The 23016-nt window shown below is 42.7% G+C and carries 23 protein-coding genes; 14 read left to right on the top strand and 9 right to left on the bottom strand.

What is annotated here, in order from left to right:
• Window positions 1-10 precede the first annotated feature (10 nt).
• From relA to MP3633_RS13750, 7 genes are all read left to right on the top strand, one after another.
• Complete coding sequence (gene relA, locus MP3633_RS13780) at window positions 11-2260, top strand: GTP diphosphokinase (RefSeq protein WP_112137227.1); 2250 nt, start codon at window positions 11-13, stop codon at window positions 2258-2260.
• The gene (gene mazG, locus MP3633_RS13775; RefSeq protein WP_176335967.1) at window positions 2257-3060 is read left to right on the top strand and encodes a nucleoside triphosphate pyrophosphohydrolase; all 804 of its coding nucleotides are present in this window, start codon (window positions 2257-2259) and stop codon (window positions 3058-3060) included. Before relA ends, mazG begins: the two co-directional genes overlap by 4 nt.
• Before the next feature lie 71 nt (window positions 3061-3131).
• Entirely contained in the window at window positions 3132-5762 is a 2631-nt protein-coding gene (gene ppc, locus MP3633_RS13770) for a phosphoenolpyruvate carboxylase (protein WP_112137231.1), read from the top strand.
• A 226-nt stretch (window positions 5763-5988) separates the two neighbouring features.
• Window positions 5989-6645: an adenylate kinase gene (gene adk, locus MP3633_RS13765; RefSeq protein WP_112137233.1), complete on the top strand. Its 657-nt coding sequence runs from the start codon at window positions 5989-5991 to the stop codon at window positions 6643-6645.
• Between the two features lie 7 nt (window positions 6646-6652).
• Complete coding sequence (tsaB, locus tag MP3633_RS13760) at window positions 6653-7360, top strand: tRNA (adenosine(37)-N6)-threonylcarbamoyltransferase complex dimerization subunit type 1 TsaB (protein ID WP_112137235.1); 708 nt, start codon at window positions 6653-6655, stop codon at window positions 7358-7360.
• Window positions 7361-7364: 4 nt separating this feature from the next.
• Complete coding sequence (locus MP3633_RS13755; protein ID WP_176335966.1) at window positions 7365-8165, top strand: undecaprenyl-diphosphate phosphatase; 801 nt, start codon at window positions 7365-7367, stop codon at window positions 8163-8165.
• 199 nt (window positions 8166-8364) lie between these two features.
• Window positions 8365-9159, top strand: a complete 795-nt coding sequence (locus MP3633_RS13750) for a class I SAM-dependent methyltransferase (protein ID WP_176335965.1) — start codon at window positions 8365-8367, stop codon at window positions 9157-9159.
• Between the two features lie 8 nt (window positions 9160-9167).
• Here the strand turns inward: MP3633_RS13750 and MP3633_RS13745 are convergent, their stop codons facing one another.
• Entirely contained in the window at window positions 9168-9380 is a 213-nt protein-coding gene (locus MP3633_RS13745; protein ID WP_112137239.1) for a SlyX family protein, read from the bottom strand.
• 288 nt (window positions 9381-9668) lie between these two features.
• On the opposite strand from MP3633_RS13745, the gene MP3633_RS19040 reads away from it, so the two are divergent.
• Both MP3633_RS19040 and tpx read left to right on the top strand, forming a co-directional pair.
• Complete coding sequence (locus tag MP3633_RS19040) at window positions 9669-10139, top strand: cold-shock protein (protein ID WP_112137241.1); 471 nt, start codon at window positions 9669-9671, stop codon at window positions 10137-10139.
• 29 nt (window positions 10140-10168) lie between these two features.
• Window positions 10169-10666, top strand: a complete 498-nt coding sequence (tpx, locus tag MP3633_RS13735) for a thiol peroxidase (RefSeq protein ID WP_112137243.1) — start codon at window positions 10169-10171, stop codon at window positions 10664-10666.
• A gap of 74 nt (window positions 10667-10740) precedes the next feature.
• Here the strand turns inward: tpx and panD are convergent, their stop codons facing one another.
• The 3 genes from panD to dapE form a co-directional block, all read right to left on the bottom strand.
• A complete protein-coding gene (panD, locus tag MP3633_RS13730; RefSeq protein WP_176335964.1) occupies window positions 10741-11121 on the bottom strand; it encodes an aspartate 1-decarboxylase in 381 nt (126 codons plus the stop codon).
• 51 nt (window positions 11122-11172) lie between these two features.
• Window positions 11173-11547: a hypothetical protein gene (locus MP3633_RS13725; protein ID WP_176335963.1), complete on the bottom strand. Its 375-nt coding sequence runs from the start codon at window positions 11545-11547 to the stop codon at window positions 11173-11175.
• 284 nt (window positions 11548-11831) lie between these two features.
• Entirely contained in the window at window positions 11832-12977 is a 1146-nt protein-coding gene (dapE, locus tag MP3633_RS13720; RefSeq protein ID WP_176335962.1) for a succinyl-diaminopimelate desuccinylase, read from the bottom strand.
• Between the two features lie 79 nt (window positions 12978-13056).
• On the opposite strand from dapE, the gene MP3633_RS13715 reads away from it, so the two are divergent.
• Window positions 13057-13251 (top strand): hypothetical protein, encoded by a 195-nt coding sequence (locus MP3633_RS13715; RefSeq protein ID WP_176335961.1) that lies wholly within the window; start codon window positions 13057-13059, stop codon window positions 13249-13251.
• On the opposite strand, the gene MP3633_RS13710 is transcribed toward MP3633_RS13715, so the two are convergent.
• From MP3633_RS13710 to map, 5 genes are all read right to left on the bottom strand, one after another.
• Window positions 13248-13592 (bottom strand): ArsC family reductase, encoded by a 345-nt coding sequence (locus tag MP3633_RS13710; protein ID WP_176335960.1) that lies wholly within the window; start codon window positions 13590-13592, stop codon window positions 13248-13250. The two genes, MP3633_RS13715 and MP3633_RS13710, sit on opposite strands and share 4 nt — an antisense overlap.
• 72 nt (window positions 13593-13664) lie before the next feature.
• Complete coding sequence (dapD, locus tag MP3633_RS13705; protein WP_176335959.1) at window positions 13665-14702, bottom strand: 2,3,4,5-tetrahydropyridine-2,6-dicarboxylate N-succinyltransferase; 1038 nt, start codon at window positions 14700-14702, stop codon at window positions 13665-13667.
• A gap of 48 nt (window positions 14703-14750) precedes the next feature.
• The gene (gene dapC, locus MP3633_RS13700; RefSeq protein WP_176335958.1) at window positions 14751-15938 is read right to left on the bottom strand and encodes a succinyldiaminopimelate transaminase; all 1188 of its coding nucleotides are present in this window, start codon (window positions 15936-15938) and stop codon (window positions 14751-14753) included.
• 6 nt (window positions 15939-15944) lie between these two features.
• Window positions 15945-18638 carry a [protein-PII] uridylyltransferase gene (gene glnD, locus MP3633_RS13695; RefSeq protein WP_112137261.1) on the bottom strand — a complete coding sequence of 898 codons (2694 nt, stop codon included), beginning with the start codon at window positions 18636-18638 and terminating at the stop codon, window positions 15945-15947.
• Window positions 18639-18724: 86 nt separating this feature from the next.
• Window positions 18725-19582, bottom strand: a complete 858-nt coding sequence (map, locus tag MP3633_RS13690) for a type I methionyl aminopeptidase (protein ID WP_176335957.1) — start codon at window positions 19580-19582, stop codon at window positions 18725-18727.
• Window positions 19583-19916: 334 nt separating this feature from the next.
• Between map and rpsB the strand changes: the two genes are divergently transcribed.
• The 4 genes from rpsB (at window position 19917) to frr (ending at window position 23016) form a co-directional block, all read left to right on the top strand.
• Window positions 19917-20654 (top strand): 30S ribosomal protein S2, encoded by a 738-nt coding sequence (gene rpsB, locus MP3633_RS13685; RefSeq protein ID WP_112137267.1) that lies wholly within the window; start codon window positions 19917-19919, stop codon window positions 20652-20654.
• 85 nt (window positions 20655-20739) lie between these two features.
• A complete protein-coding gene (gene tsf / locus MP3633_RS13680; protein ID WP_176335956.1) occupies window positions 20740-21600 on the top strand; it encodes a translation elongation factor Ts in 861 nt (286 codons plus the stop codon).
• A gap of 128 nt (window positions 21601-21728) precedes the next feature.
• The gene (gene pyrH / locus MP3633_RS13675) at window positions 21729-22451 is read left to right on the top strand and encodes a UMP kinase (RefSeq protein ID WP_112137271.1); all 723 of its coding nucleotides are present in this window, start codon (window positions 21729-21731) and stop codon (window positions 22449-22451) included.
• Window positions 22452-22458: 7 nt separating this feature from the next.
• Entirely contained in the window at window positions 22459-23016 is a 558-nt protein-coding gene (gene frr, locus MP3633_RS13670; RefSeq protein ID WP_112137273.1) for a ribosome recycling factor, read from the top strand.

The following is a 23016-nucleotide window of genomic DNA, read 5'->3' as shown; positions in this document are numbered from 1 at the left end:
GGGCGGATAGATGGTAACGGTAAGAAAAGATCACCCTGTGTTGGACGATGGTAGTGTCGATATTGATGGTTGGATGGGGCATTTTTCCCATTTAATTGATGACAGTGCGCGAGTACCTCTGCGTATGGCTTGTGAATTGGCTCGCCAAGCTGAATTACAGTGCGCCCGACCGTCCTATTGGGGTGCGCAAGCGAGTACTTTTCGTGCTGGACTGGAAATGGTTGAAATTTTGTCTGGTTTTCGAGCGGATCAAGACTCATTGGTTGCCGCCGCCTTATACCGTGCTGTTCGAGAAGATCAATTGCCTATTTCTCGAGTGACGGACATGTTTGGTCGTAAAGTGGCCTCTCTTATTGAGGGTGTCATTAGGATGGGTGAGGTGTCCAAAAATTTAACACCAGATAACGCCTCTGAAGTGCTTGGCAGCAGTGAAAACCAGCTTGAGTCTTTACGAAAGATGCTGGTGTCTATCATTGATGATGTGCGTGTTGTGCTAATTAAGTTAGCGGAACGAGCTTGTGCCATTAAAGAAGCCAAACATCAAGATGAAGAGCGTCGCATTACCGTAGCGTTAGAAGTGCAGAGTGTTTATGCACCATTAGCTCACCGTTTGGGCATCGGCCATATCAAATGGGAATTAGAAGACCTTTCTTTTCGCTATCTTTATCCTTCTGATTATAAACGTATTGCCACTTGGCTGGATGAGAAACGACTTGACCGTCAGCAATTTATTGACGATGTGATTGCCTTGTTAGATGAGCGTTTAAAAAGCATTAACATTCACGCGGATTTAATGGGAAGAGCAAAGCACATCTATAGTATTTGGCGCAAAATGAAGCGTAAGAATATTGGCTTTGATGAAGTCTACGATGTGCGTGCGGTACGTATTCTGGTTGATGAGTCGATGGAATGCTATGGCGTCCTCGGCGTCGTACACAATTTATGGCGTCCAATACCTCAAGAGTTTGATGATTACATCAGTAACCCAAAGTCGAATGGCTATCAATCATTGCACACGGCGGTCATTGGCCCTCAAGGCCGCGTGCTTGAAATCCAAATTCGAACTCATAAAATGCATGAAGATGCAGAACTCGGTGTTTGCGCGCACTGGAAATACAAGGGAACGGATTTAAGTTCGAATAGCACTAGCTATGAAGAGAAACTGCAGTGGTTAAGAACCATTTTAGATTTTCATGAAGTTCAAGGTGATTTGGAATCCTTATCTGAACAAGTACGTAGTGATATAGAACAAGATCGTATTTACGTATTCACGCCGGAGGGGCATGTCGTCGATTTACCGATCAATGCAACGCCGGTTGATTTTGCTTATCGTGTGCATACAGAAATTGGGCATCGCTGCCGTGGCGCGAAGGTCAATGGCAAAATCATCTCTCTTGTGACACACCTAAAAACCGGTGATAAAGTTGAAATATTAACGACTAAAGAAGGTGGGCCAAGTCGTGACTGGTTGCACCCTACGTTAGGTTATGTGCAAACCAGTCGTGCCCGTGCAAACATACAGAACTGGTTCAGAAAAGAAGATCGTGAGAAAAATCTAGACGCGGGTAAGCATTTATTAGATAAACAATTAAAACGTTTGGGTATTGAAGACAGTCGTATTGATTTCCAAAAAATTGCCTCTCGTTTTAGTTTCTCTAATGCGAGTGACGTGTTTGTTGCGTTAGGCGCTGGTGATATTCAGTTATCACGAGTACTACGTGTTATTGATGATTTATACAATATAGATGGCGACATAGCGCCGCCTCGCCCGATCCGCTTGAAAAAAAGTCGGCATAAATCGTCTGATAATGATATCCATATCATGGGTGTGGGTAAGTTACTGACTCAAATGGCTAAGTGTTGTACACCTATACCGGGTGACGATATCGTCGGTTTCATAACTCAGGGGCGAGGTGTGTCAGTACATCGTCAGGATTGTATTAATATCGTACAGCTGGGTTTGGATGAACCAGAACGGATTGTAGATGTAAATTGGGGTGAGGAGCTTGATAATCAATACCCAGTAAATATACAAGTTGAAGCTTATGATCGAACTGGCTTACTGAACGATATCACCGGGCTATTGGCCAATGAAAAAGTAAACTTGTTGTCTATGAATACGTTATCAGCAAAAGAAAATCATATGGCAACGATCCGTTTTACGATTGAAGTAGGTGAGTTAAGTATATTGAGTAAGTTGTTACATCGTATCAATCAGCTGCCTAATGTATCGAATGTATTTAGAGAGAGAGATTTTTGAGTAGCCCTATAGAGCAACTGCAATATCTAATGACGTGTCTAAGGGATGAGTCATTTGGTTGCGTTTGGGATAAAAAACAAACCTATAAAAGCATTGCGCCATACACTCTTGAAGAAGCGTATGAAGTAGTAGACGCAATTGAGCGTGAAGACTTTGACCATCTAAAAGAAGAGTTAGGAGATTTGCTTTTCCAAGTGATTTTTTACGCTCAAATGGCTGAGGAAGAACAGCATTTTAATTTTGATGATATTGCGAGGGGTATTGTTGAAAAAATGCTACGTCGTCACCCTCATGTTTTTCCGGATGGTGACATTGCTCGCTTTGGTGAGCCAAGCTTACTTACTGAAGAGCAAATAGCAGAGCAATGGCAACAAATTAAGGCTCAAGAAAAAGGTCAATCGAAGGAAGGGGTTTTATCTGATGTCCCTGTTTCTATGCCGGCTTTAATGCAGGCGGTAAAAATCCAGAAAAAAGTTTCTAAGGTCGGATTTGATTGGCCAGACGTCGCCCCAGTTTTTGATAAAATAAGAGAAGAACTAGACGAACTTGAAGAGGCAATGAAGGAAAAAAATGACCTTCATGTTGAAGAAGAAATGGGGGATGTGTTGTTCGCCGTCAGTAATTTGGCTCGTCATCTTGATGTTTCACCCGATGTGGCATTGAATAAAACAAATATAAAGTTTCGCCGTCGCTTTTCTAGAATAGAAAGCCTAGTGTCGGCACAGAATAAAAATCTAACTGATTGTTCTTTAGAGGAATTAGACCGTTATTGGGAGCAAGCTAAACGCGAAGGTTTATAGGCTTGATTATCGTAAAATGGGTTAAAAACGCTTTAATTAAGGGCGTTATTGGAACTGTTTAGGAGGGTGAAGTGAGTGATAGTCAGGCGTCATTACGCGAAAATGTTAGGTTGCTGGGAGATTGTCTCGGTGAAAGCATGAGTAACCACTTAGGGGAAGGTTTTCTTGAGAAAGTAGAAAACATCCGATTACTTTCAAAAGACGGACGCCAATCAGGCGATTCCGCAGCTCTTATTCAAGCGTTAGAGGCATTAGACGACAAAGAAATTGTGCCTGTCGCTAGAGCGTTTAACCAGTTTTTGAACCTGTCTAACATTGCTGAGCAATATCACCGAGTACACCGTCGACGAACCAACGAGAGTTTAGGTGTGTATCACAATCCGATTGGGGATTTATTAACTCGTCTCTCTAAGCAAAAATTCACATCTGAGCAAATGATTGAATCTTTGAAATCACAATCGATTGAATTGGTTCTTACGGCTCACCCAACAGAAGTTGTGCGCCGTTCGCTGATACGAAAATACGATAATATTTCCAGTGAGTTAGAAGCATTAGACAAAGATAATATCTTACCATTAGAAGAAACTAAGCACATTCGCCGCTTAAAAGAAATCATCACTCAAGCTTGGCATACGGATGAAATTCGAGAAGACCGCCCAACACCAGTGGATGAAGCGAAATGGGGTTTTGCGGTTATTGAGCAATCATTATGGCAAGCGGTTCCACGTTTTTTTCGTCAACTGGATGAGCAATTTACTCAATTTTCTAAAGAAGATCGCTTACCACTTGATTTGGCTCCTATCCGTTTTGCAACGTGGATGGGTGGGGACCGAGATGGTAATCCGAATGTGACTCACAAGGTCACAAAAGAGGTGACTTTACTGGCACGGTGGATGGCCGCAGATCTTTACATAAAAGACTTAAATGTATTGCGTTCTGAATTCTCTATGACGCAATGTAATGCTGCACTGCGTGCACGGGTGGGTGACAGTTCTCAACCATACCGTGAAGTATTGCGTTACTTAGAAAACAAAATGCTAGCGACCAAAAATTGGGCGAAAGCATGTTTAGACGGCAAGCCGACTTCTGATGAGGCTATTTTTCTTGATATTCAAGAGCTCACCGATGATCTTATTTTGTGTTATCAGTCTTTATTAGATTGTGGCATGAAAGTGATTGCTAATGGCTCGTTGCTTGATCTTATTCGTTGTGCCGCAACGTTTGGTTCTACCTTAGTTCGTTTAGATGTCCGTCAGGATGCATCTCGTCACATTGATGCCTTGTCTGCAATCACTCGTTTTTATGGACTGGGCGATTATGCTGAGTGGGACGAAGCGTCTCGACAAGCGTTCTTGCTTACGGAGTTGAATTCTAAACGGCCGTTATTGCCTATGGAATGGACGCCAACCGAAGAAGTAAAAGAAGTTCTCGATACGTTTACTATGATCTCGAATGGTCAGCAAAACTCGTTTGGGTCATACGTTATTTCAATGGCCAGTGCGCCATCAGATGTTTTGGCTGTCGCTCTTATGCTGAAAGAGTCTGGTGTTAGCTTTCCTATGCGAATTGTACCGTTATTCGAAACCTTAGCGGATTTGGATAATGCAGAACCTATTATAGAACAGTTGTTTTCTTTGCCTTGGTATAAGGCCTATATCAATGGTCGTCAAGAGGTGATGATTGGCTACTCAGATTCGGCTAAAGATGCAGGGCAAATAGCCGCGACGTGGGGGCAGTATCGAGCGCAAGAAGCATTAACTCGTCTTTGTAAAAAACATGGTATTCACCTTACGTTATTTCATGGTCGTGGCGGCACTGTTGGACGTGGCGGCGGCCCTGCTCATGTGGCGATCCTGTCACAGCCACCGGGTTCGGTGAATGGGTCGATTCGAGTGACTGAACAAGGTGAAATGATTCGTTTTAAATTTGGTATTCCTGATATAGCGGTGCGTTCACTTGAGCTCTATTGTTCGGCGGTTATGGAGGCGTCTTTGATTCCTGCTGAACCTCCAAAAGAAGAGTGGCGCGCCATTATGGATGAAATGGCGGAAGTGGGGATGAATCAGTATCGTTCTATTATTCGAGGTCATGAAGATTTCGTTCCTTATTTTAGAGCGACGACACCGGAGCAAGAGCTGGCGAAATTACCATTGGGCTCTCGGCCTGCTCGCCGACGTTCTGACGGCGGAGTAGAAAGTTTACGAGCGATCCCTTGGATCTTTGCTTGGATGCAGATTCGCCTTATGTTACCTGCTTGGCTGGGTGCTGAAAGTGCCCTGCAACAAGCGATTGAATCTGGTAATTTAGAAAAATTACGAGAAATGCATAAAAAATGGCCTTTCTTCGGTTCCTATTTGGACATGCTTGACATGGTTTTAGCGAAAGCAGAACCTGAAATCGCCGAGTACTACGAAAAACGCCTAGTGAGTGAAGATTTACAGGGATTAGGTCGTTTGCTACGTAGTAAATTAAAGCAAGTTAGTGAACTTGTCAGAACGCTGAAAAAACAAGAAAGGCTGATTGAGGATAACAAAACCATACGCCAATCTATTGATGTGCGAAATCCGTATATTGATCCATTGCATTATCTGCAAGCCGAACTTTTATATCGTAGCCGTAAGGATGAGGAGAACGCAGAAGTGAATAAAGCCTTGATGATTACCATGGCGGGTATTGCCAGCGGTATGCAAAATACAGGCTAACTTGTGTATATGACTAATAAATGCTCACTATTAGTAAGAAAATGACAAAAAAAGACACGTAAATTTGCATATAGAAGGGCTGCTTGGGTATGCTTGGCGGCCATTCAATTTTTTAGTATGCAAAAGGTCTGCTTGTACACTTGTTATTGAGCTTAGATAAGTATCAATAGTGCATTGTGTCGGCCACCCTTGCGAATCAGTTAACGCTGTCTTTTGGAGTTTTTTTATGCGAGTAATATTATTAGGTGCGCCAGGCGCTGGTAAAGGTACTCAGGCTCAATTCATCACGGAAGAGTTTGGCATCCCGCAAATTTCTACTGGGGATATGTTGCGTGCCGCAGTAAAAGCAGGAAGCGAGATGGGCTTAAAAGCCAAAGCGGTAATGGATGCTGGTCAGCTTGTTTCTGATGACATAATAATCGGGTTGGTTAAAGAGCGTTTGACGCAAGACGATTGCACTAACGGTGCTTTATTTGATGGTTTTCCTCGTACGATTCCTCAAGCGGATGCATTAAAAGACGCTGGCGTTAAAATCGACTATGTTGTTGAAATTGACGTGGCGGATGAAGAAATTGTAAAACGCATGAGTGGTCGTCGTGTTCATGAAGCTTCAGGTCGCACATATCACCTTGTGTATAATCCACCTAAAGTAGAAGGTAAAGACGACGAGACAGGGGATGACCTTGTTCAACGTGTTGATGATATAGAAGAAACCGTTCGTAAGCGTTTAGGTGTTTATCATGATCAAACGGCACCGCTGATCGGGTATTACCAAGATTGGTTAAAGGCAGAAGCGTCAACTGCGCCTAAGTTTGTGAAAGTGAATGGCGTTGGTGATTTGAATGAAATTAAACAAAGTTTATTAGCATCGTTAAAGGCTTAATGATTTCATGACCGTCATTTTAGCATTAGATACATCGACGCCTGCTTGTTCAGTAGCATTGAATATTGATGGTGTTGTGTTGGAAGATTTTCGCATTGCGCCTCGTCTCCATAATGATTTGATCCTGCCTATGGTGGATCAAATTCTGAGTCAAGCAGGATTGACGTTATCAAACCTTGATGCCATTGCATTTGGGCGAGGGCCAGGGTCTTTTACTGGTCTACGTATTAGTGCTGGTGTGGTTCAAGGACTGGCTTATGGTGCTGATTTACCCGTTATTCCTGTGTCTACACTTGCGGCCTTGTCTTTAGAAGGTTTTCAAAAAACGGGTAAAAACGACTGGTTGGCAGCGCTTGATGCCCGCATGGGTGAAATTTATCTAGGCGGCTACCATGTCAATAAAGTGAATGGTCTTTATGAGATTGCGTCATTACTTGATGAGCGAGTGATAAAGCCATCGGTTTTGGTGCCATTTACACACTGTTTTGAAGGTGTCGGGTCTGGTTGGTGTTATGAGGAGGAATTGACCTCTTTTCTTCCTAAGCCGCCAGAGTATGTTTTGACAGACTTAGCGCCTCGCGCAGCATGCGTTGCAGAGTTGGCATTATTACACTTCATTAAAGGCGAGACGGTGGCTTCTTATGAAGCAATGCCAACGTATTTAAGGGATGAAATCACCTGGGAAAAACAGGCTCCTCGCATAGGGAAACGTTAGTTACATGCTGTGGTATCAAATTGTATTTTTGGCCTTAATTCAAGGGCTGACCGAATTCTTACCTATTTCAAGTTCTGCTCATTTAATTCTTCCGGCTCAACTGTTTAATTGGCAGGATCAGGGATTGGCGTTTGATGTCGCCGTTCATGTTGGTACCTTAGTGGCTATTGTTGGTTACTTTAGAAAAGACATCGCGAACATTATTTTAGCATGGTGTGTTTCTTTAAAAGACAAAAAAGCGACGCCAGATAGTCGTCTGGCTTGGTGGATTTGCCTTGCGACCATACCGGCTTGTATTGCAGGTTTGTTGTTTGACGACTTTATTAGCACTCATTTACGCTCTGTAGAAGTCATTGCTTATACTACGATTGGTTTTGGTGTTTTGCTTTGGCTATCTGACCGTTTTGGTGCATCGGATAAAACGGAACAGGATTTTGGCTTTAAAAGTGTGCTTTATATTGGTTTTGCTCAAGCGCTTGCTTTGATTCCTGGAACGTCTCGTTCTGGTATTACGATGACGGCAGCACGATTTTTGGGCTTTGGTCGAGAAAGTGCAGCACGGTTTTCTTTCCTTTTATCAATCCCTCTTATCTTAGCTGCTGGTGGATTAAAGCTCGTTGAGCTTGTGTCGTCAAATGTTGCTGTTGATTGGATTAGTATCTTAGTCGGTGTTATTTTGTCAGCGCTGAGTGCTTATTTTTGTATTTATTTATTTTTAAAATGGCTTAATACCATTGGCTTCTTTCCTTTTTTTGTTTATAGATTAATTTTAGGATTGGCCCTCTTGCTCATAGTGTATATTTAAAGGGTTATCTTGAGGGCCTTGTAGACTGAAGTGAGCCTTGCTCAATGGTTAATTTTTTGGGTTCAGATAAAAAGCCTCTAGTTTTAGAGGCTTTTTTCTATTTTGACGTTGAGTAATTTGTTTGCGAAAACTTAATAAGTCGATGTTTACCTTAACTCTTTTGGGCTTTGTTTGATGATGTATTTTGGAGAAGATGCTTTTGCTTAATTCTATTGCTGTTGCAACTGCAGATAGGTTTTTGGAATCAGAATCTCGTTTATTGGCTCAGTCTCTAAATCTTGCTTTTATTTCACTGCGTGAGCCAATTAAATTTGTATCGCAATATGATTACCTTTTGTTAAAAACGCCAGATGGTGTCGCTATTGCCAAAACAGGAAAAGGGGCTCCTAAACCTGTGTATGTAGATTTTACATCAGGGGCAGTGGATCATAGGCGACGATTTGGTGGCGGAAAAGGACAGGATATTGCAAAGGCGGTTGGTTTAAATAAGCGTTCAAATTTATCGGTTCTAGACGCTACGGCAGGTTTGGGGAGAGATGCTTTTGTCTTGGCTTGTTTGGGGTGTTCAGTCTCGCTTTGTGAACGTGTTGGTTTTGTTAGAGCGATGTTGCAAGATGGATTATACCGCGCTTCCTTTCATCATGAAGTTGCGGAAATTGTGGCGAAAATGCCTTTGCTCGATACTGATATAACAGGCATAGACCCCAGTGTGACATTTGATGTGGTGTATTTAGATCCAATGTATCCACACACGGATAAGTCGTCAGCGGCGGCTAAAAAAGAAATGGCTTTTTTTAGGGATTTAGTGGGTAAAGATTTAGATGCTGATGATCTTTTGCATCAGGCTATGCAACTAGCGGAATATCGAGTGGTCGTGAAGCGCCCTAAAGGCGCTCCATTTTTAAATGATTCTGAGCCAACGTATCAACTGGAAGGTAAATCGGGAAGATTTGATATTTATGTTTTAAAGTCACTCGATTCACTTTCAGCCTAGTCTTCTTATTAATAATGCGGTGGCCTGTCGCTATCGTTAGTAGGTTGTTGTTGGCGATAAGAGTCGAGTTGTTTTCCTAGCATGACGAACTTTTCTTTCATTAAAAGCATGTCTTTTTGTTGGCTGATTAGGACCTGATTTAAACTATCAATCGTATCTTCTTGAAATTGTAGTTTGAATTCTAATTCGTCTATACGTTGGTTGATTTGTGAGGTGTTCATAGATACCTTCTGTGTGTTAACCTTACTAAGTTAAACTCGTATTTTATGAGCTGTTCTATACGAATATATGGCGCCAGTATTGGTCATGTAAAATGTAAGAGTGGCGTGAAAATTGCTCTCATAAAGACGTTAAGTATTTTACTACTATCTTCTTTAGCTTCACATGGTAATTTCAAAAAGAGTTTAGTAAAAATATTTATTTATTCACTTTTGTACTAACACGGAGTCTATTTTTAAAAATGGGCCTCGCTTCACAATAATATTTAATTTGATAAGAGATATACTTTTATGAATGATCATCAGGATAGTGTTTCGCATAATAAAGAGTCTTCTGCTGGTTCCGCTTTTTTTTCGTTACGCACGTTTATAGTTAGCCTTGTTATTGCTTTGATTGTACCTCTGCTAATTGCAGGGGTTTTGAAAGAGGAAGTAGGCGCGAATTTCCTAATATACTTTGGCTTTGTTCTAGTATCTGTTTATGTCGGTGCTATGGTTAGCAAGGTTAGTTCTGTCGGTTTCGACTCCGAGTCTGATGAAGATGAAGATGATGACCGTGAGCAGGGAACAGTAAAATGGTTTAATTCTTCAAAGGGGTTCGGCTTTTTAACAATGGAAAATGGCGATGACGTATTTGTTCATTACCGTGCTATACGAGGTCGTGGTCGCCGCTTTCTTGTTGAAGGTCAGTTAGTCCGTTTTTATGTCACTGAAGGTGAAAAAGGCAAGCAAGCTGAAAACGTTTCTATTATTCGCGGTTAATTTTCACTATTTTATTTTAGAGGTCTTGTATGACAACTGTGACACTTAAAGGTAATCCTTTTGAAACTGTTGGTACTCTTCCTGCTGTAGGCTCTGTGGCCCCAGCATTTGAATTGGTTAAAACGGATTTATCCGTTGCTACTTTAGCAGATTATCAAGGTGCCAAATTGGTGCTGAATATCTTTCCTTCAGTTGATACGCCAACGTGTGCAACATCGGTTCGTAAATTTAATGAATCGGCGTCGGCATTAAAAGGTGTAAACGTAGTGTGTGTGTCAGCGGATTTACCTTTTGCTGCCGCCCGTTTTTGCGGCGCGGAAGGTATTGATAATGTTGATACGGGATCTAGCTTCCGTTCAACGTTTGGTGCGGATTACGGTCTCACTTTTTCAACAGGCCCACTTACTGGTCTTTTGTCTCGTGCTGTTGTGGTATTGGATGAGAAAGGTTCTGTGATTTATACAGAGCAAGTAGCAGAAACGGCAGATGAGCCTAATTACGAAGCGGCTTTGGCTGTACTAGCGTAACGTTCATTAAAAAAGCTCGCTCTATCAATATATAGAGCGAGCTTTTTTTTGTCTTTTTACTGGGTTTTATGTCTCTAATTTTTTTGTACTGGAATTGTGTTGGTGGTTCGCTCAACACTGTTGTCTTTATTTAAATACACCAGCTTAGGTTTGAATTGATCGGCCTCTGCTTCGCCCATTTGTCCATAAGCGGCTATGATAACGCGATCACCTACCTGTACTTTTCTTGCAGCTGCACCATTCATTGAAATAGTACCTGAACCGGATTCTGCTAATATCACGTAGGTGTGAAAACGTTCGCCGTTATCCACATTGTATATGTCAATTTGTTCAAATTCTCTGAATCCAGCGAGCTCTACAAGGTCTTTATCGATGGCGCAGGAACCGTCATACCATAACTCAGCTTGCGTTACGCTGGCCATGTGAAGCTTGCCTTTAAGAAGTGTGATTTGCATGTATAAAGTCTCTATTAATATTTCTGTACCGCGTATTTTGTTACGGATAACCTAGTTCCAAATAAACGGACCTTCACCGTATGCGTTTATTTGCCACCATTGATCAGGGTCTTGGTCTCCTTCTTCTTCCCATGCTTCGAAATTACAGCGTACTTCGCAATTAAGAGACTTAAAAGCCTGTCTGGCGCAGTCGATGTCATTTTCCCAAGGGGTTTTATCCGAATCAAAAGAAATAGAGGTAAAGCGTTTACCTGCCGCTTGCTTCAAAATTGTCACGTCAATGTCGTTGCCATTCGAATTGATGGTGATTTTTGAACACAATTTTGATGGTTCGCTTTTATTGACTATAGTGAATGTTTCTTCAAGCCAAGCAATGATCTTTTCTGTTGGGCAGGATAATGTGTATATTTCGATGTCAGTTTGCATCCTATTAATCCTTCTTTTTAATCATGTGATAAATTCTGAGAATACTCATTGATAGGTAGCCAACGAGAGTCCATAGCACTCCGCATCCCGCAAGTATTAGTCCAAATAAGGCCATAATTTCTTGAGCAAGAGATTCTGCAATGACGCGATCTGCGACCATAAGTATGAGCACTCCAAAGACGAAAATTAACCCGCCTTGAATCATTTTTATAAGCGCTACTCTAGGGTTGTTTCCTAGCTTCATCGCTAATTTATGGATAGAGTCTCTCATTTGGATACTTGTTTTATACTTTGTCTGTAAATAAATTTTTGAGTATGCGAGTGTAGATTTCAGAGAGCTTATTTAGGCTGTCGGCATCGACGCATTCGTTAATCTGGTGAATGGTGGCATTGATTGGACCTAGCTCCACGACCTGTGTGCCCATTTTGGCAATGAATCGGCCATCAGAGGTACCACCAGAAGTGGATAGTTCAGGGGTGATATTGACCGTCGCTTGAACCGCGTCAACCATGGCATCAACGAGCTCTCCTGGTCGAGTTAGAAAAGGCAATCCGTTGTATGTCCATTCGATATCGTAGCGTAGTTCATGCCTGTCTAGGATGTCTATAACGCGGACTTTAAGTGCATCGAAGTCGAGTTCCGAAGAAAAGCGGAAATTAAACTGAGCATTGAGTTTGCCAGGAACAACATTAGTCGCTCCCGTTCCCGCTTGTATATTTGATATTTGGAAGCTGGTTGGTGGGAAAAAATCGTTACCGTCATCCCAATGCGCGCGCGCCATCTCATCAAGTGCGGGAGCTGCTAGGTGAATCGGGTTTTGCGCTAAATGTGGATAAGCAACGTGGCCTTGCTTCCCGTGCACAGTTAAATTACCACTAAATGAACCACGTCGACCATTTTTGATAATGTCGCCAAGCGTTTTAGTGCTTGACGGTTCACCTACAATACACCAATCGATCTTTTCATTGCGTGCCATAAGTGCATCCACGACACGTGTTGTACCATCGACAAATGGACCTTCTTCATCACTGGTGATCAAGAACGATATTTGGCCTTGATGATCAGGGTGCTCTCCAATAAAGCTTTCGACTGCTGTGATCATGGCGGCAAGACTACCTTTCATGTCAGCCGCGCCGCGTCCGTAGAGCATACCGTCGATAATGGCAGGAGAAAAAGGGGGAACTTTCCATTCAGCCTCTGGACCTGTTGGCACAACGTCAGTGTGTCCGGCAAAGCAAAGGTTTGGGCCGGTAGTACCGCGTTTTGCATAAAAGTTTTTTACTTCTCCAAAAGGCATGTATTCAATGTTAAACCCCACGTTTTTTAATCGTTCGATCATGAGGTCTTGGCAGCCTGCGTCTTCTGGGGTTACAGAAGGGCGAGAAATAAGATCTACGGCAAGTTTTAGTGTAGGTGACAAGTCAGACATTCTTTACCTTTGTGTTAGTTTTCGCTACCTTATGAATGATTCTGTTACTATAACAGGAGATTCATACAAAGGTGGGATTATGAAATTAGGTGTTGTTGTATTCTTAGGTTTGATTTCTGCTAGTTGTAGCCTTTTTCAGCAGCCAGTTATTCAGGAATCGTATTTCGTCCCGGTGATCCGTTCTGATAATCCATCTTCTGGTTATACGCCATCGGTGACGCCTATGTCGCAGAGAAAAGCAAACCCTCGTATTTATACTCCAGTCTTACGCTAACGTAACCTTTGGGTGTATTCATCAATACTGAAGCCTAAAATAATCGAATCATCGATTTTTAATAGGGGGCGTTTAATAATAGAGGATTGAGAAACCATGATGTGGACGGCGTTTTCATTGTCCATGGTGTTTTTCGTTTCTTCCTCAAGTTTTCGCCAAGTAGTTCCGCGTTTATTGATTATATTTTCCCAGCCGAGCTTGTCTACCCACGCTTTTGCAGTAGCTTCATCTAAGCCTTCTTTCTTATAGTCATGAAAGGTGTATGCAATGTTGTTTGCATCTAACCAGCGAAAGGCTTTTTTCATGGTATCGCAATTTTTGATGCCAAATACTTCAATCATTTATTTGTTCCGCAATGCGCCATTTAAAGTGCTCTCAAAATGGCGCTTCTTGGTTATTAGAGTTTTCTATTTTTAGTTATGAGCGTGAAGCGCTTCGTTTAGTGCGATGGCTGTCTTATTGGTTTTGCATTCAATCGCACCAGTTTCTGAGTTGCGACGAAATAAAAGATCCGATTGGCCCGATAATTCGCGTGCTTTGACAGTAGAAACGACTTGATTGTTTTCATCCAGAACGGCCACTTTAGAGCCAGCTGTGATATACAAACCAGACTCTACGATACAGCGATCACCAAGACCAATGCCAATGCCTGCATTAGCACCAATCAAGCATTTTTCGCCAACGCCAATGACAATGTTGCCACCGCCAGACAGTGTGCCCATTGTGGAGCAGCCACCACCTAGATCAGAACCATTACCGACGACCACGCCAGCAGAAATACGGCCTTCCACCATGCTAGAGCCAAGAGTACCAGCATTGAAGTTAACAAAACCTTCATGCATAACGGTTGTGCCTTCGGCTAGGTGGGCGCCTAAACGAACACGTGCAGCATCACCGACACGGATGCCAGTAGGAACAATGAAGTTCAGCATTTTAGGGAACTTATCAACGCTAAACACTTCAATAGTGCGGCCTTCCATGCGTGCGCTTAGTTGACGATCTGCTAGCTCTCGTACATCGATAGGGCCTTCGTTTGTCCATGCGGTATTGATCAGTAGGCCAAACATACCATCTAATATTGTATTGTGAGGTTTGACTAAGCGGTGCGAAATTAGTTGAAGTTTTAGGTACGCTTCTGCTGGGTTACTTGGTGCTTCATCAGCGGCTAATACGCACAAAATAATGGGCTTAGTAGACGCTTTTAAACGGGAAGCTAACTCTGCCTGTTCTATGTTTCCCGCTTTTAAAAGGTTCATGTGTAAGCGGTTTAGATCGCCTTCTTCCAGTACAAGTGTCGCGTTTCCACCTTCATAATTGGTGCTTTCTAAAAGTGCATCCAGCGTACTTTTTTCTGGATTCAGGCTTGGTGCTGAATAGAAAACTTCTAGCCAATTGCCTTCTTTGTTTTGTGTGCCGATACCGAGACCGAACGCGAAGATTGTGTTGCTCATGTGTGGTTTCTCCAACTGAGTTATCTTTATAAACAGATTGCTATGGTGTTATCTGCGACTGAGGAAGTCTTTAATTCTCTTTGCTGCCTCAACGCATTCAGATTCTTCGGCAACTAACGCCATACGAATGTGGCGGTCGCCAGGGTTTATACCATCCACTTCTCGACCTAAATAGCTTCCGGGTAAGACGACAACGGACTCTTCTTGATACAGTAAAGTGCAAAAATCTTCGTCTTTCATGTTCAGCTCAGGCCATAAGTAAAAGCCTGCTTCAGGTTTAGAGACGGACATAATAGGCGATAATATATCTAAAACAGAATCAAACTTACGGGTGTATATCTCGCGATTTTTAATGACATGTTCTTCATCATTCCAAGCGGCGATAGACGCGTCTTGGTGGTGAATTGGCATGGCGCATCCTTGGTAGGTTCTATAAAGTAAAAAGGGTTTCAATATAGATGCGTCGCCAGCAACAAAACCAGAGCGCAGTCCCGGTAGATTGGAGCGTTTTGAAAGAGACTGGAAAATCAAACAGTGATTATAATCTGTGTGTCCTAATATTTGGCATGCTTCAAGCAGTCCTAGAGGAGCTTGATCACCAAAGTATATTTCTGAATAACATTCATCGGCGACGATAGTAAAGTTGAAGGTATTGGCTTTCTCTATGAGATAAGCGTATTCGTCTAATGTGGTAATGGTGCCACTTGGGTTGTTGGGTGAGCAAACGAACAACACTTCGCAACGCTGCCAGATACTATCGTCAACGAGCTGGTAATCAACCTTGTAGTTCGTTTCGGCGCCACAAGGTAGAAAATGAAGTTCTGCTCCAGCTAGAATGCCAGCACCTTCATAAATTTGGTAAAAAGGATTTGGACTGACAACAAGCGAGTTCTGTTTTTCACCAACCAGTGTTTGAGTGATGGCGAAAAGCGCTTCCCGAGTCCCAGTTACTGGCAAGATCTCTGTGTCTGGATCGAGGTTATCAAGTTTAAAGCGACGTATTGTCCATTCGCTCATGGCATTTCTTAATGGTAGCTCACCTTTGGTGCTTGGGTATTTGCTAACACCACTTAAGCTTTTGGCAAGCGTATCGAGCACAATGGCTGGTGCTTCGTGTTGTGGCTCGCCAATGGTTAATTTGATAAGGGGCTTTTCGGGGTTTGGCGATAGCCCTTCTAGAAGCTCTGCAAGCTTTTGGAAAGGATATGGGTGCAAAGAGTGTATAAGAGGGTTCATTGGTTTTTAGTCCATCGCTTGAGAAAAACGGTCTATTTTCTCTTTTAAAAGAGTGCAAATTCTATTCATGTTTTCTGTATCGGTAATAAGGTCGCCATTTTCTTCTGTGATATAAAAAGTATCTTCTACACGTTCACCGAGTGTGGCAATTTTTGCTTTATGAAGCATGATGTTGTTGTTCATGAAAAACTGTCCTACTAGAGCCAGTAACCCAGGTCTATCTGGCGCGGTTATTTCTAGTGCAGACCACACTTCTTCGGGTTGGCTGACAAAATGTGCGGTCGCCGGAGAGTTGAATATTTTTAAAATTCTTGGTGTGTGGCGCTGAACGACGCTTTCATACATTGATGGTGTTTCAAGTTGTTCCATCAGTGTTTTACGAATAAGAGTGATACGCTCTTTGTCTAGATATAGATTGGTGTCGTTGTCATTACTGTCCATAACAACAAAACTGTCTAAAGTGAAGTTGTCTGTCGTGTGGCTTATTTTAGCGTCCAAAATGGTAAGGCCAAGCTGTTCAAAGGTTGCTGCAGTAACGGCAAAAAGGTGTTTGCTGATGGGCATGTAGATGAATATTTTGCTGGCGCCAGAAAAATTGCGTCCACCTAAAGGTGTAATTGCTATCAGAGGCTTTTCACTTGGGCGATGGCGTAAGATGGCTTCTGTATTCCAGGCTATTTCGTCACCATTTGAGCGAATAAAATACTCGTCTTCAATCGATCCCCAAATTTTTTCTGCTTCCATAATATCGACATTACGTTCGATAATAATTTCCAGTGCGCGTTGTTTATGTTCGTCGCTTATCATATCGGCATCGATAGGGAAGTCTAAGCCTCGACGCAGTGCGCGCTTTGTTTCTAAATATAGCTGACGCATAAGCGATGCTCGCCAACTGTTCCACATGGTCGGATTGGTCGCATTAATATCAGCCACGGTGAGAATAAATAGATAGTCTAAATGCTCTTGGTCTTTGACGTAGCTGGCGAATTCCCAAATTACTTCCGGATCTGAAATGTCTTTGCGCTGTGCTGTAACAGACATGTATAGGTGGTTTCTGACCAGCCAAACAACAAGTTCAGTGTCTTGCTTTGATAGTCCGTGACGTTCACAGAAGGCTTGGGCATCGATGCAACCTAATTCAGAATGGTCTCCACCACGGCCTTTTGCAATGTCATGATACAGGCCTGCAATGTACACTAATTCTACTTTTTGGATATGGCGTATGGCTTGGCTCGAGATAGGGAATTTTTGTTTGTACTCTGGCAGCCATAAGCGACGTAAATTTTCAACTACCTGTAGTGTGTGTGCATCAACCGTATAAATATGAAAAAGATCGTGTTGCATTTGACCGATGATTGCGCCAAATTCTGGTAAATATCGACCAAGCAAGCCTAGGTGTTTCATCGATCTTAAGATACTTGTGAGGTTGTGGCGACTTGATATGATGTCTAAAAAAAGATCGGTGTTTGTTTTATTGTTTCTGAAATTGTCGTCGACTAGTTCTAGGTTGTCACGCAGCTGTCTCATCGTGTTGGCGCGAATGCCTTTTATATTCTCATGAGTGCCCAGTAAAACATAAATTTCAAGCATGCTAGACGGATGATCTTGGAATAGTGTGGTGGAGCGAGCTTCCAATTGTCCGTTAGCAACCTGGAAATGATTGTTGATGATTTCTACAGGGGCGACAGCGTCTTTGGTCAAAAAGGATTCTTCAAAGTGCTGCAGGAGTAAGTCGTTAAGCTGTTGGATGGCGGCAACACTTTGGTAATAGCCTTGCATGAAGCGCTCAACATTGCGCTTCAGGTCGTCGTCGTCAAATCCAAACAGTTTTGCAAGTGTGCGCTGATGGTCAAAAAGGAGTCTGTCTTCTTTACGTCCTGCTACTATGTGCAAAGCCCAGCGTATTCTCCATAAATGGCTTACCGCACCTTTGAGTTGAATGTATTCATCTTCTGATAAGAAGTGTTTTTCTATGAGGGCGCTTAGTCTGTTTGTGTGTAAGTGGCGCTTCGCAACCCAGTCGATGACTTGCATGTCTCTTAGCCCACCTGGGCACTCTTTCAGATTGGGCTCTAAGTTGTAGGCTGTATTTTGGTATTTTGCGTGGCGTTGCTTTTGCTCTGCTAATTTAGCCTGATAAAAAGAGTGGCCATCCCACATTTGAGAAATATCGACGTGTAACTTTAATGTGGCTAGCAAGTCAGATGGGCCTGTTAGGGTTCTAGACTCAATCAAATTGGTAATAATGGTGATGTCTTTGGCTGCCATTTCGGTGCATTCGTCGATAGTCCGAACACTATGGCCAATGTCTAAATTGATGTCCCAAAGAAAGGTGATAAAGGCTTCGATTTTGTTTTTGGGCGCCGACGTTTCATTTTCAATAAGAATTAAAAGATCGATGTCAGATTTCGGGTGAAGTTCACCACGTCCATATCCACCAACGGCGACGAGGCTGACATGATTCTCATTGTTAAGCCCTTTTGCAATCCAGGCGGCTTGTAGTACTTCGTCATAAAACGAAGATAGCCCTTTGACGAGTTTTTCTATTGGGTAGAGGGAATGAAAAAGGTCGTTATATATTGCTGTTTTTTCTTCAATGATGGCTTTGTAGTGAGAAATAGAACAGCTAGGTTGAGCTAGTTCATTTTTTTCTTTCTCAGTAAGTAATGGCGGAGCGTCTGGAAAAGCAGGGAAGTCCATACAAGAGCCTCGAAGAATGAGTGATATTTTCTAAAATGATGAATCTGTAAGTTTTGTATCTTAGTGCTAATAAAGTAGCGCCTCTCTTATGAGAAGCGTGTTTCTTCTGGTCGACGAGTTAGTACTTCTACACCATCTGCGGTGACGAGCAAAGTGTGCTCGTATTGTGCGGATAGACGGCCGTCTTTAGTTTTAGCAATCCAGTTGTCTGGGCCTGTGTGTTTCACTTGTTTTTTTCCGGCATTGATCATTGGTTCGATGGTCAGAGTCATGCCTTCTTCTAGCATCACGCCTGTGCCTGCTACACCATAATGTGCAACTTGCGGTTCACCATGAAAAGTGGTGCCGACGCCATGGCCGCAATACTCTTCTACGACAGAGCAGTGGTTTTTGTGAGCATGAGCTGAAATAGCGGCACCGATATCACCAAGACGAATACCAGGTTTAACAAGATCAATCGCAAGATAAAGGCATTCTTGGGTGACTTTGGCGAGGCGTTCTGCATGAGGTAATGCCGGCCCCGCGAAAAACATTCTGCTGGTGTCGCCGTAATAGCCATCTTTGATGATAGTGATGTCGATATTAACTGTATCACCTTTTTTTAAGGCTTTATCATTTGGAATACCATGACAAATCACATCATTGACTGATGTACAACAAGACTTAGGGAAGCCGTGGTAGTTTAATGGAGCAGGAATGGCACCTTGCTCTTTTATGATGTAGTTATGAGCGATGATGTCTATTTGTTCTGTTGATACGCCTGGTACTACAAATTCTTCGAGCATGATTAAAACGTCTGCAGCCAGTTTTCCAGCCACTCTCATTCCTTCAATGTCGCTGATATCTGTGAAGCGAGTGGATGCTGGTCGAGGCGTCCAGCTAGGAGCGTCTACACGGCCATCTTTTGTTAGTTCTTCAACTTTTTGTAGGATTTCGTTGCTCATAATTAGCACATCTTTAAATAGTTTATGTCTATATTGACAGTATGTTGCGGGATATTCTACATGACTTGAGCGATAGAATCGCCTCTCAAATTGAAAAAAACACGCCCCAGAGTACGCGTAAAAAAAACCTTCAAGTCTTTTTGTTTTATGTCAAATGTGGTATAAAACGCCCGCCTGCCGTACTTTGGTTCGAAATAGGCGAAAAACTCAAAAAAACTAACGATCTTGCCGCAATAAAATAAAGTGTCTGGGGTGTCATTGGTTGCCTTAAACCTTGTTTGACTGACGCTTTTAGCTGGTAAGCATAAATAACCCAAATATAAAGGATAGTAAAATGCCTACAGTTTCTATGCGCGACCTTCTACAGGTTGGTTCACACTTTGGTCACCAAACTCGTTACTGGAACCCAAAAATGAAGCCTTTCATTTTTGGTGCTCGTAACAAGATTCATATCATTAACCTTGAGCATACAGTTCCTGCTCTTAATGACGCTCTTGAGCTTGTTAAGAAAATGGCTGAGAACAAAAACAAGGTTTTGTTTGTTGGTACTAAGCGTGCTGCATCTAAAACGATTAAAGAGCAAGCTGCTCGCTCTGGTATGCCATACGTTAACCACCGTTGGTTAGGTGGTATGTTGACTAACTACAAAACCATTCGTGCCTCTATCAAGCGTCTTCGTGAGCTTGAAGGTCAGGTGTCTGATGGTACTTTCGAAAAGCTGACTAAAAAAGAAGCTTTGATGCGTACTCGTGAGCTTGAAAAACTTGAGCTTTCTATGGGTGGTATTAAAGACATGGGCGGCCTTCCGGATGTTTTGTTTGTTGTAGACGTTGATCACGAACGTATTGCTATTAAAGAAGCAAACAAATTGGGCATTCCTGTTATTGGTATCGTTGATACTAACAGTAACCCAGATGGTGTTGATTACATTATTCCTGCTAACGATGACGCAATTCGCGCTGTTCAGCTTTATGTTGGCGCTTTTGCTGATGCTGTTCTAGAGGGTCGTTCTGCGACTGCTGGTACTGCTGATGAATTCGTTGAAGTAAGCGAAGCTACTACTGAAGCGTAAGCAAACTTTCTAGTTTGTTCTGGTTTCTAAAGGGAGGTTTCTTACCTCCTTTTTTAAATTTGAATTGGTAAAAAGAGGATTTAACATGGCCGCAGTATCTGCAGCATTGGTAAAAGAGCTACGTGAACGTACTGGCCTAGGCATGATGGAGTGTAAGAAAGCACTTGTCGCTGCTAACGCTGACGTTGAAGTAGCTATCGAAGAGCTACGTAAATCAAGTGGCATGAAGGCAGCTAAAAAAGCGGGCCGTACTGCAGCTGAAGGAACAATTGTTATGCGTGTCGCTGACGATTCTTCTTACGCTATCTTGGTTGAAGTAAACTCTGAAACTGATTTCGCGACTCGTGACGAAGGCTTTATTGCTTTCGCAAACAAAGTTGCTGACGTTGTTTTTGCAACGAAAGAAACGGATGTGGCGGTTTTGCTTGCGGGTGAAATTGGTCAGGCGCGCGAAGCATTGGTACAAAAAATCGGTGAGAATATTTCTCCTCGTCGTGCTGTCATTATCGAAGGCGGATTAGTGGGTGCTTACCTTCACGGTAACGGCCAAATCGCTGTGTTGACTCAGTTGGAAGGCGGTTCTGCTGAACTGGCTAAAGACGTGTCTATGCATATTGCTGCTGTTGCTCCTCGCGTAGTTCGCGGCGACGACATGCCAGCAGAAGTTCTAGCAAAAGAAGAAGAGATTGTTCGTGCTCAGCCAGACATGGCTGGCAAGCCTGCAGAAATCGTTGATAAAATGATTGTGGGTCGTATGAAGAAATTCTTGGCTGAAAACAGCTTGACTGAACAGCCTTTTGTTAAGAACCCAGAAATTAAAGTTGGCCAGCTTGTTAAAGACGCTGGTGCAACAGTAACTTCTTTCATTCGCCTTGAAGTTGGTGAAGGTATTGAAGTTGCTGAAGTAGACTTTGCAGCAGAAGTAGCAGCACAGCTTAGAGGTTAACTCTTAGTTGCGGTGTCTTCAACAAAAAGGGGCAGCTTGACTGCCCCTTTTTATGAAAGACAAATGCGAGAGTGTCGGATAAATAGACCTCAGTTATTAAAGAAATGAAACCATTGCCGGAGGTTGATATGCCAAAAGAAAAGAGTCCAAAATACAAACGAATTTTGCTTAAATTAAGTGGCGAAGCCCTAATGGGGGATGAGTCCTTTGGTATCGACCCTAAAGTGTTAAATCGTATTGCGCTTGAGATTGGCCAGCTACGAGGCATTGGTGTTGAAGTTGGTATCGTTATTGGTGGTGGTAACTTGTTTCGTGGTCAGGCGTTGAGTAAAGCCGGCATGGATCGCGTTACTGGTGACCATATGGGGATGCTGGCAACGGTGATGAACGCGTTGGCAATGCGAGATGCATTGGAACGTGCGAATATTGCGACCCGAGTGATGTCAGCCATCACAATGACGGGCATTGTTGAGCCTTACGATAGACGTCGTGCTATGCGATTGATGAAAGAGGGTGACGTGCTGATTTTCTCAGCGGGAACGGGTAATCCTTTCTTTACAACTGACTCTGCTGCTTGTTTACGCGGCATCGAGATTGATGCAGATGTTGTATTGAAAGCAACGAAGGTTGACGGCGTGTATTCTGCTGATCCTATGAAGGATCCGGCTGCCGTGAAATATGATACATTGGGCTACGATGAAGTCCTTGAAAAACAATTAGGGGTCATGGATTTAACTGCGATATGTTTGACCCGTGATCATGGCATGCCAATACGTGTGTTTAATATGAATAAGCCCGGAGCCTTGATAAATATCATGGTTGGTGGCAGTGAAGGTACACTGATTAAGTGAGGAAGTTATGATTAACGAAATTCTTAAAGATGCAGAAGATCGTATGAATAAAGCGGTTGCTTCTGTTGAATCTGCGTTTAAAAAAATTCGTACAGGTCGTGCGCACCCTAGTATATTGGACTCGGTTAAAGTGAACTATTATGGCACTGAAACGCCACTAAGTCAGATTGCTAATATAACGGTTGAAGATGCGCGTACCTTGGGTATTTCTCCTTGGGAAAATAACTTAGTACCTGAAATTGAAAAAGCCATTATGAAATCTGATCTTGGCTTGAACCCAGCAACAAACGGGAATTTGATTCGAATTCCTATGCCAGCTTTGACGGAAGAAACTCGTAAGAACTATTTTAAGCAGGCAAAGAGCGAAGCTGAAAACGGTCGTATTGCTATTCGTAATATTCGTCGTGATGCAAACAGTAGTCTTAAAGACCTAGTGAAAGAAAAAGAAATTTCTGAAGATGATGATCGTCGTGGTCAGGATCAAGTTCAAAAAATAACAGACAAGAGCGTGGCTTTGGTTGAAGAGCGTCTTGCTGCAAAAGAAAAAGACTTGATGCAAATCTAA

It is taken from the genome of Marinomonas primoryensis (assembly GCF_013372285.1).
In the GTDB taxonomy this organism is placed as follows: Bacteria; Pseudomonadota; Gammaproteobacteria; order Pseudomonadales; family Marinomonadaceae; genus Marinomonas; species Marinomonas primoryensis.
The sequence above is the reverse complement of the archived record's forward strand: the minus strand, read 5'-3'. Positions and strand labels throughout refer to the sequence as shown.

What these genes read in the sequence shown, in the direction of transcription:
- panD (WP_176335964.1), bottom strand. Translation starts at nt 11,121, where the DNA reads ATGCAAATCACACTTCTTAAAGGCAAGCTTCACATGGCCAGCGTAACG.
- MP3633_RS13725 (WP_176335963.1), bottom strand. Translation starts at nt 11,547, where the DNA reads ATGCAAACTGACATCGAAATATACACATTATCCTGCCCAACAGAAAAG.
- tpx (WP_112137243.1), top strand. Translation starts at nt 10,169, where the DNA reads ATGACAACTGTGACACTTAAAGGTAATCCTTTTGAAACTGTTGGTACT.
- rpsB (WP_112137267.1), top strand. Translation starts at nt 19,917, where the DNA reads ATGCCTACAGTTTCTATGCGCGACCTTCTACAGGTTGGTTCACACTTT.
- map (WP_176335957.1), bottom strand. Translation starts at nt 19,582, where the DNA reads ATGAGCAACGAAATCCTACAAAAAGTTGAAGAACTAACAAAAGATGGC.
- MP3633_RS13755 (WP_176335966.1), top strand. Translation starts at nt 7,365, where the DNA reads ATGCTGTGGTATCAAATTGTATTTTTGGCCTTAATTCAAGGGCTGACC.
- pyrH (WP_112137271.1), top strand. Translation starts at nt 21,729, where the DNA reads ATGCCAAAAGAAAAGAGTCCAAAATACAAACGAATTTTGCTTAAATTA.
- dapE (WP_176335962.1), bottom strand. Translation starts at nt 12,977, where the DNA reads ATGTCTGACTTGTCACCTACACTAAAACTTGCCGTAGATCTTATTTCT.
- relA (WP_112137227.1), top strand. Translation starts at nt 11, where the DNA reads ATGGTAACGGTAAGAAAAGATCACCCTGTGTTGGACGATGGTAGTGTC.
- glnD (WP_112137261.1), bottom strand. Translation starts at nt 18,638, where the DNA reads ATGGACTTCCCTGCTTTTCCAGACGCTCCGCCATTACTTACTGAGAAA.
- dapD (WP_176335959.1), bottom strand. Translation starts at nt 14,702, where the DNA reads ATGAGCAACACAATCTTCGCGTTCGGTCTCGGTATCGGCACACAAAAC.
- MP3633_RS13745 (WP_112137239.1), bottom strand. Translation starts at nt 9,380, where the DNA reads ATGAACACCTCACAAATCAACCAACGTATAGACGAATTAGAATTCAAA.
- frr (WP_112137273.1), top strand. Translation starts at nt 22,459, where the DNA reads ATGATTAACGAAATTCTTAAAGATGCAGAAGATCGTATGAATAAAGCG.
- MP3633_RS13710 (WP_176335960.1), bottom strand. Translation starts at nt 13,592, where the DNA reads ATGATTGAAGTATTTGGCATCAAAAATTGCGATACCATGAAAAAAGCC.
- MP3633_RS19040 (WP_112137241.1), top strand. Translation starts at nt 9,669, where the DNA reads ATGAATGATCATCAGGATAGTGTTTCGCATAATAAAGAGTCTTCTGCT.
- adk (WP_112137233.1), top strand. Translation starts at nt 5,989, where the DNA reads ATGCGAGTAATATTATTAGGTGCGCCAGGCGCTGGTAAAGGTACTCAG.
- MP3633_RS13715 (WP_176335961.1), top strand. Translation starts at nt 13,057, where the DNA reads ATGAAATTAGGTGTTGTTGTATTCTTAGGTTTGATTTCTGCTAGTTGT.
- dapC (WP_176335958.1), bottom strand. Translation starts at nt 15,938, where the DNA reads ATGAACCCTCTTATACACTCTTTGCACCCATATCCTTTCCAAAAGCTT.
- tsf (WP_176335956.1), top strand. Translation starts at nt 20,740, where the DNA reads ATGGCCGCAGTATCTGCAGCATTGGTAAAAGAGCTACGTGAACGTACT.
- tsaB (WP_112137235.1), top strand. Translation starts at nt 6,653, where the DNA reads ATGACCGTCATTTTAGCATTAGATACATCGACGCCTGCTTGTTCAGTA.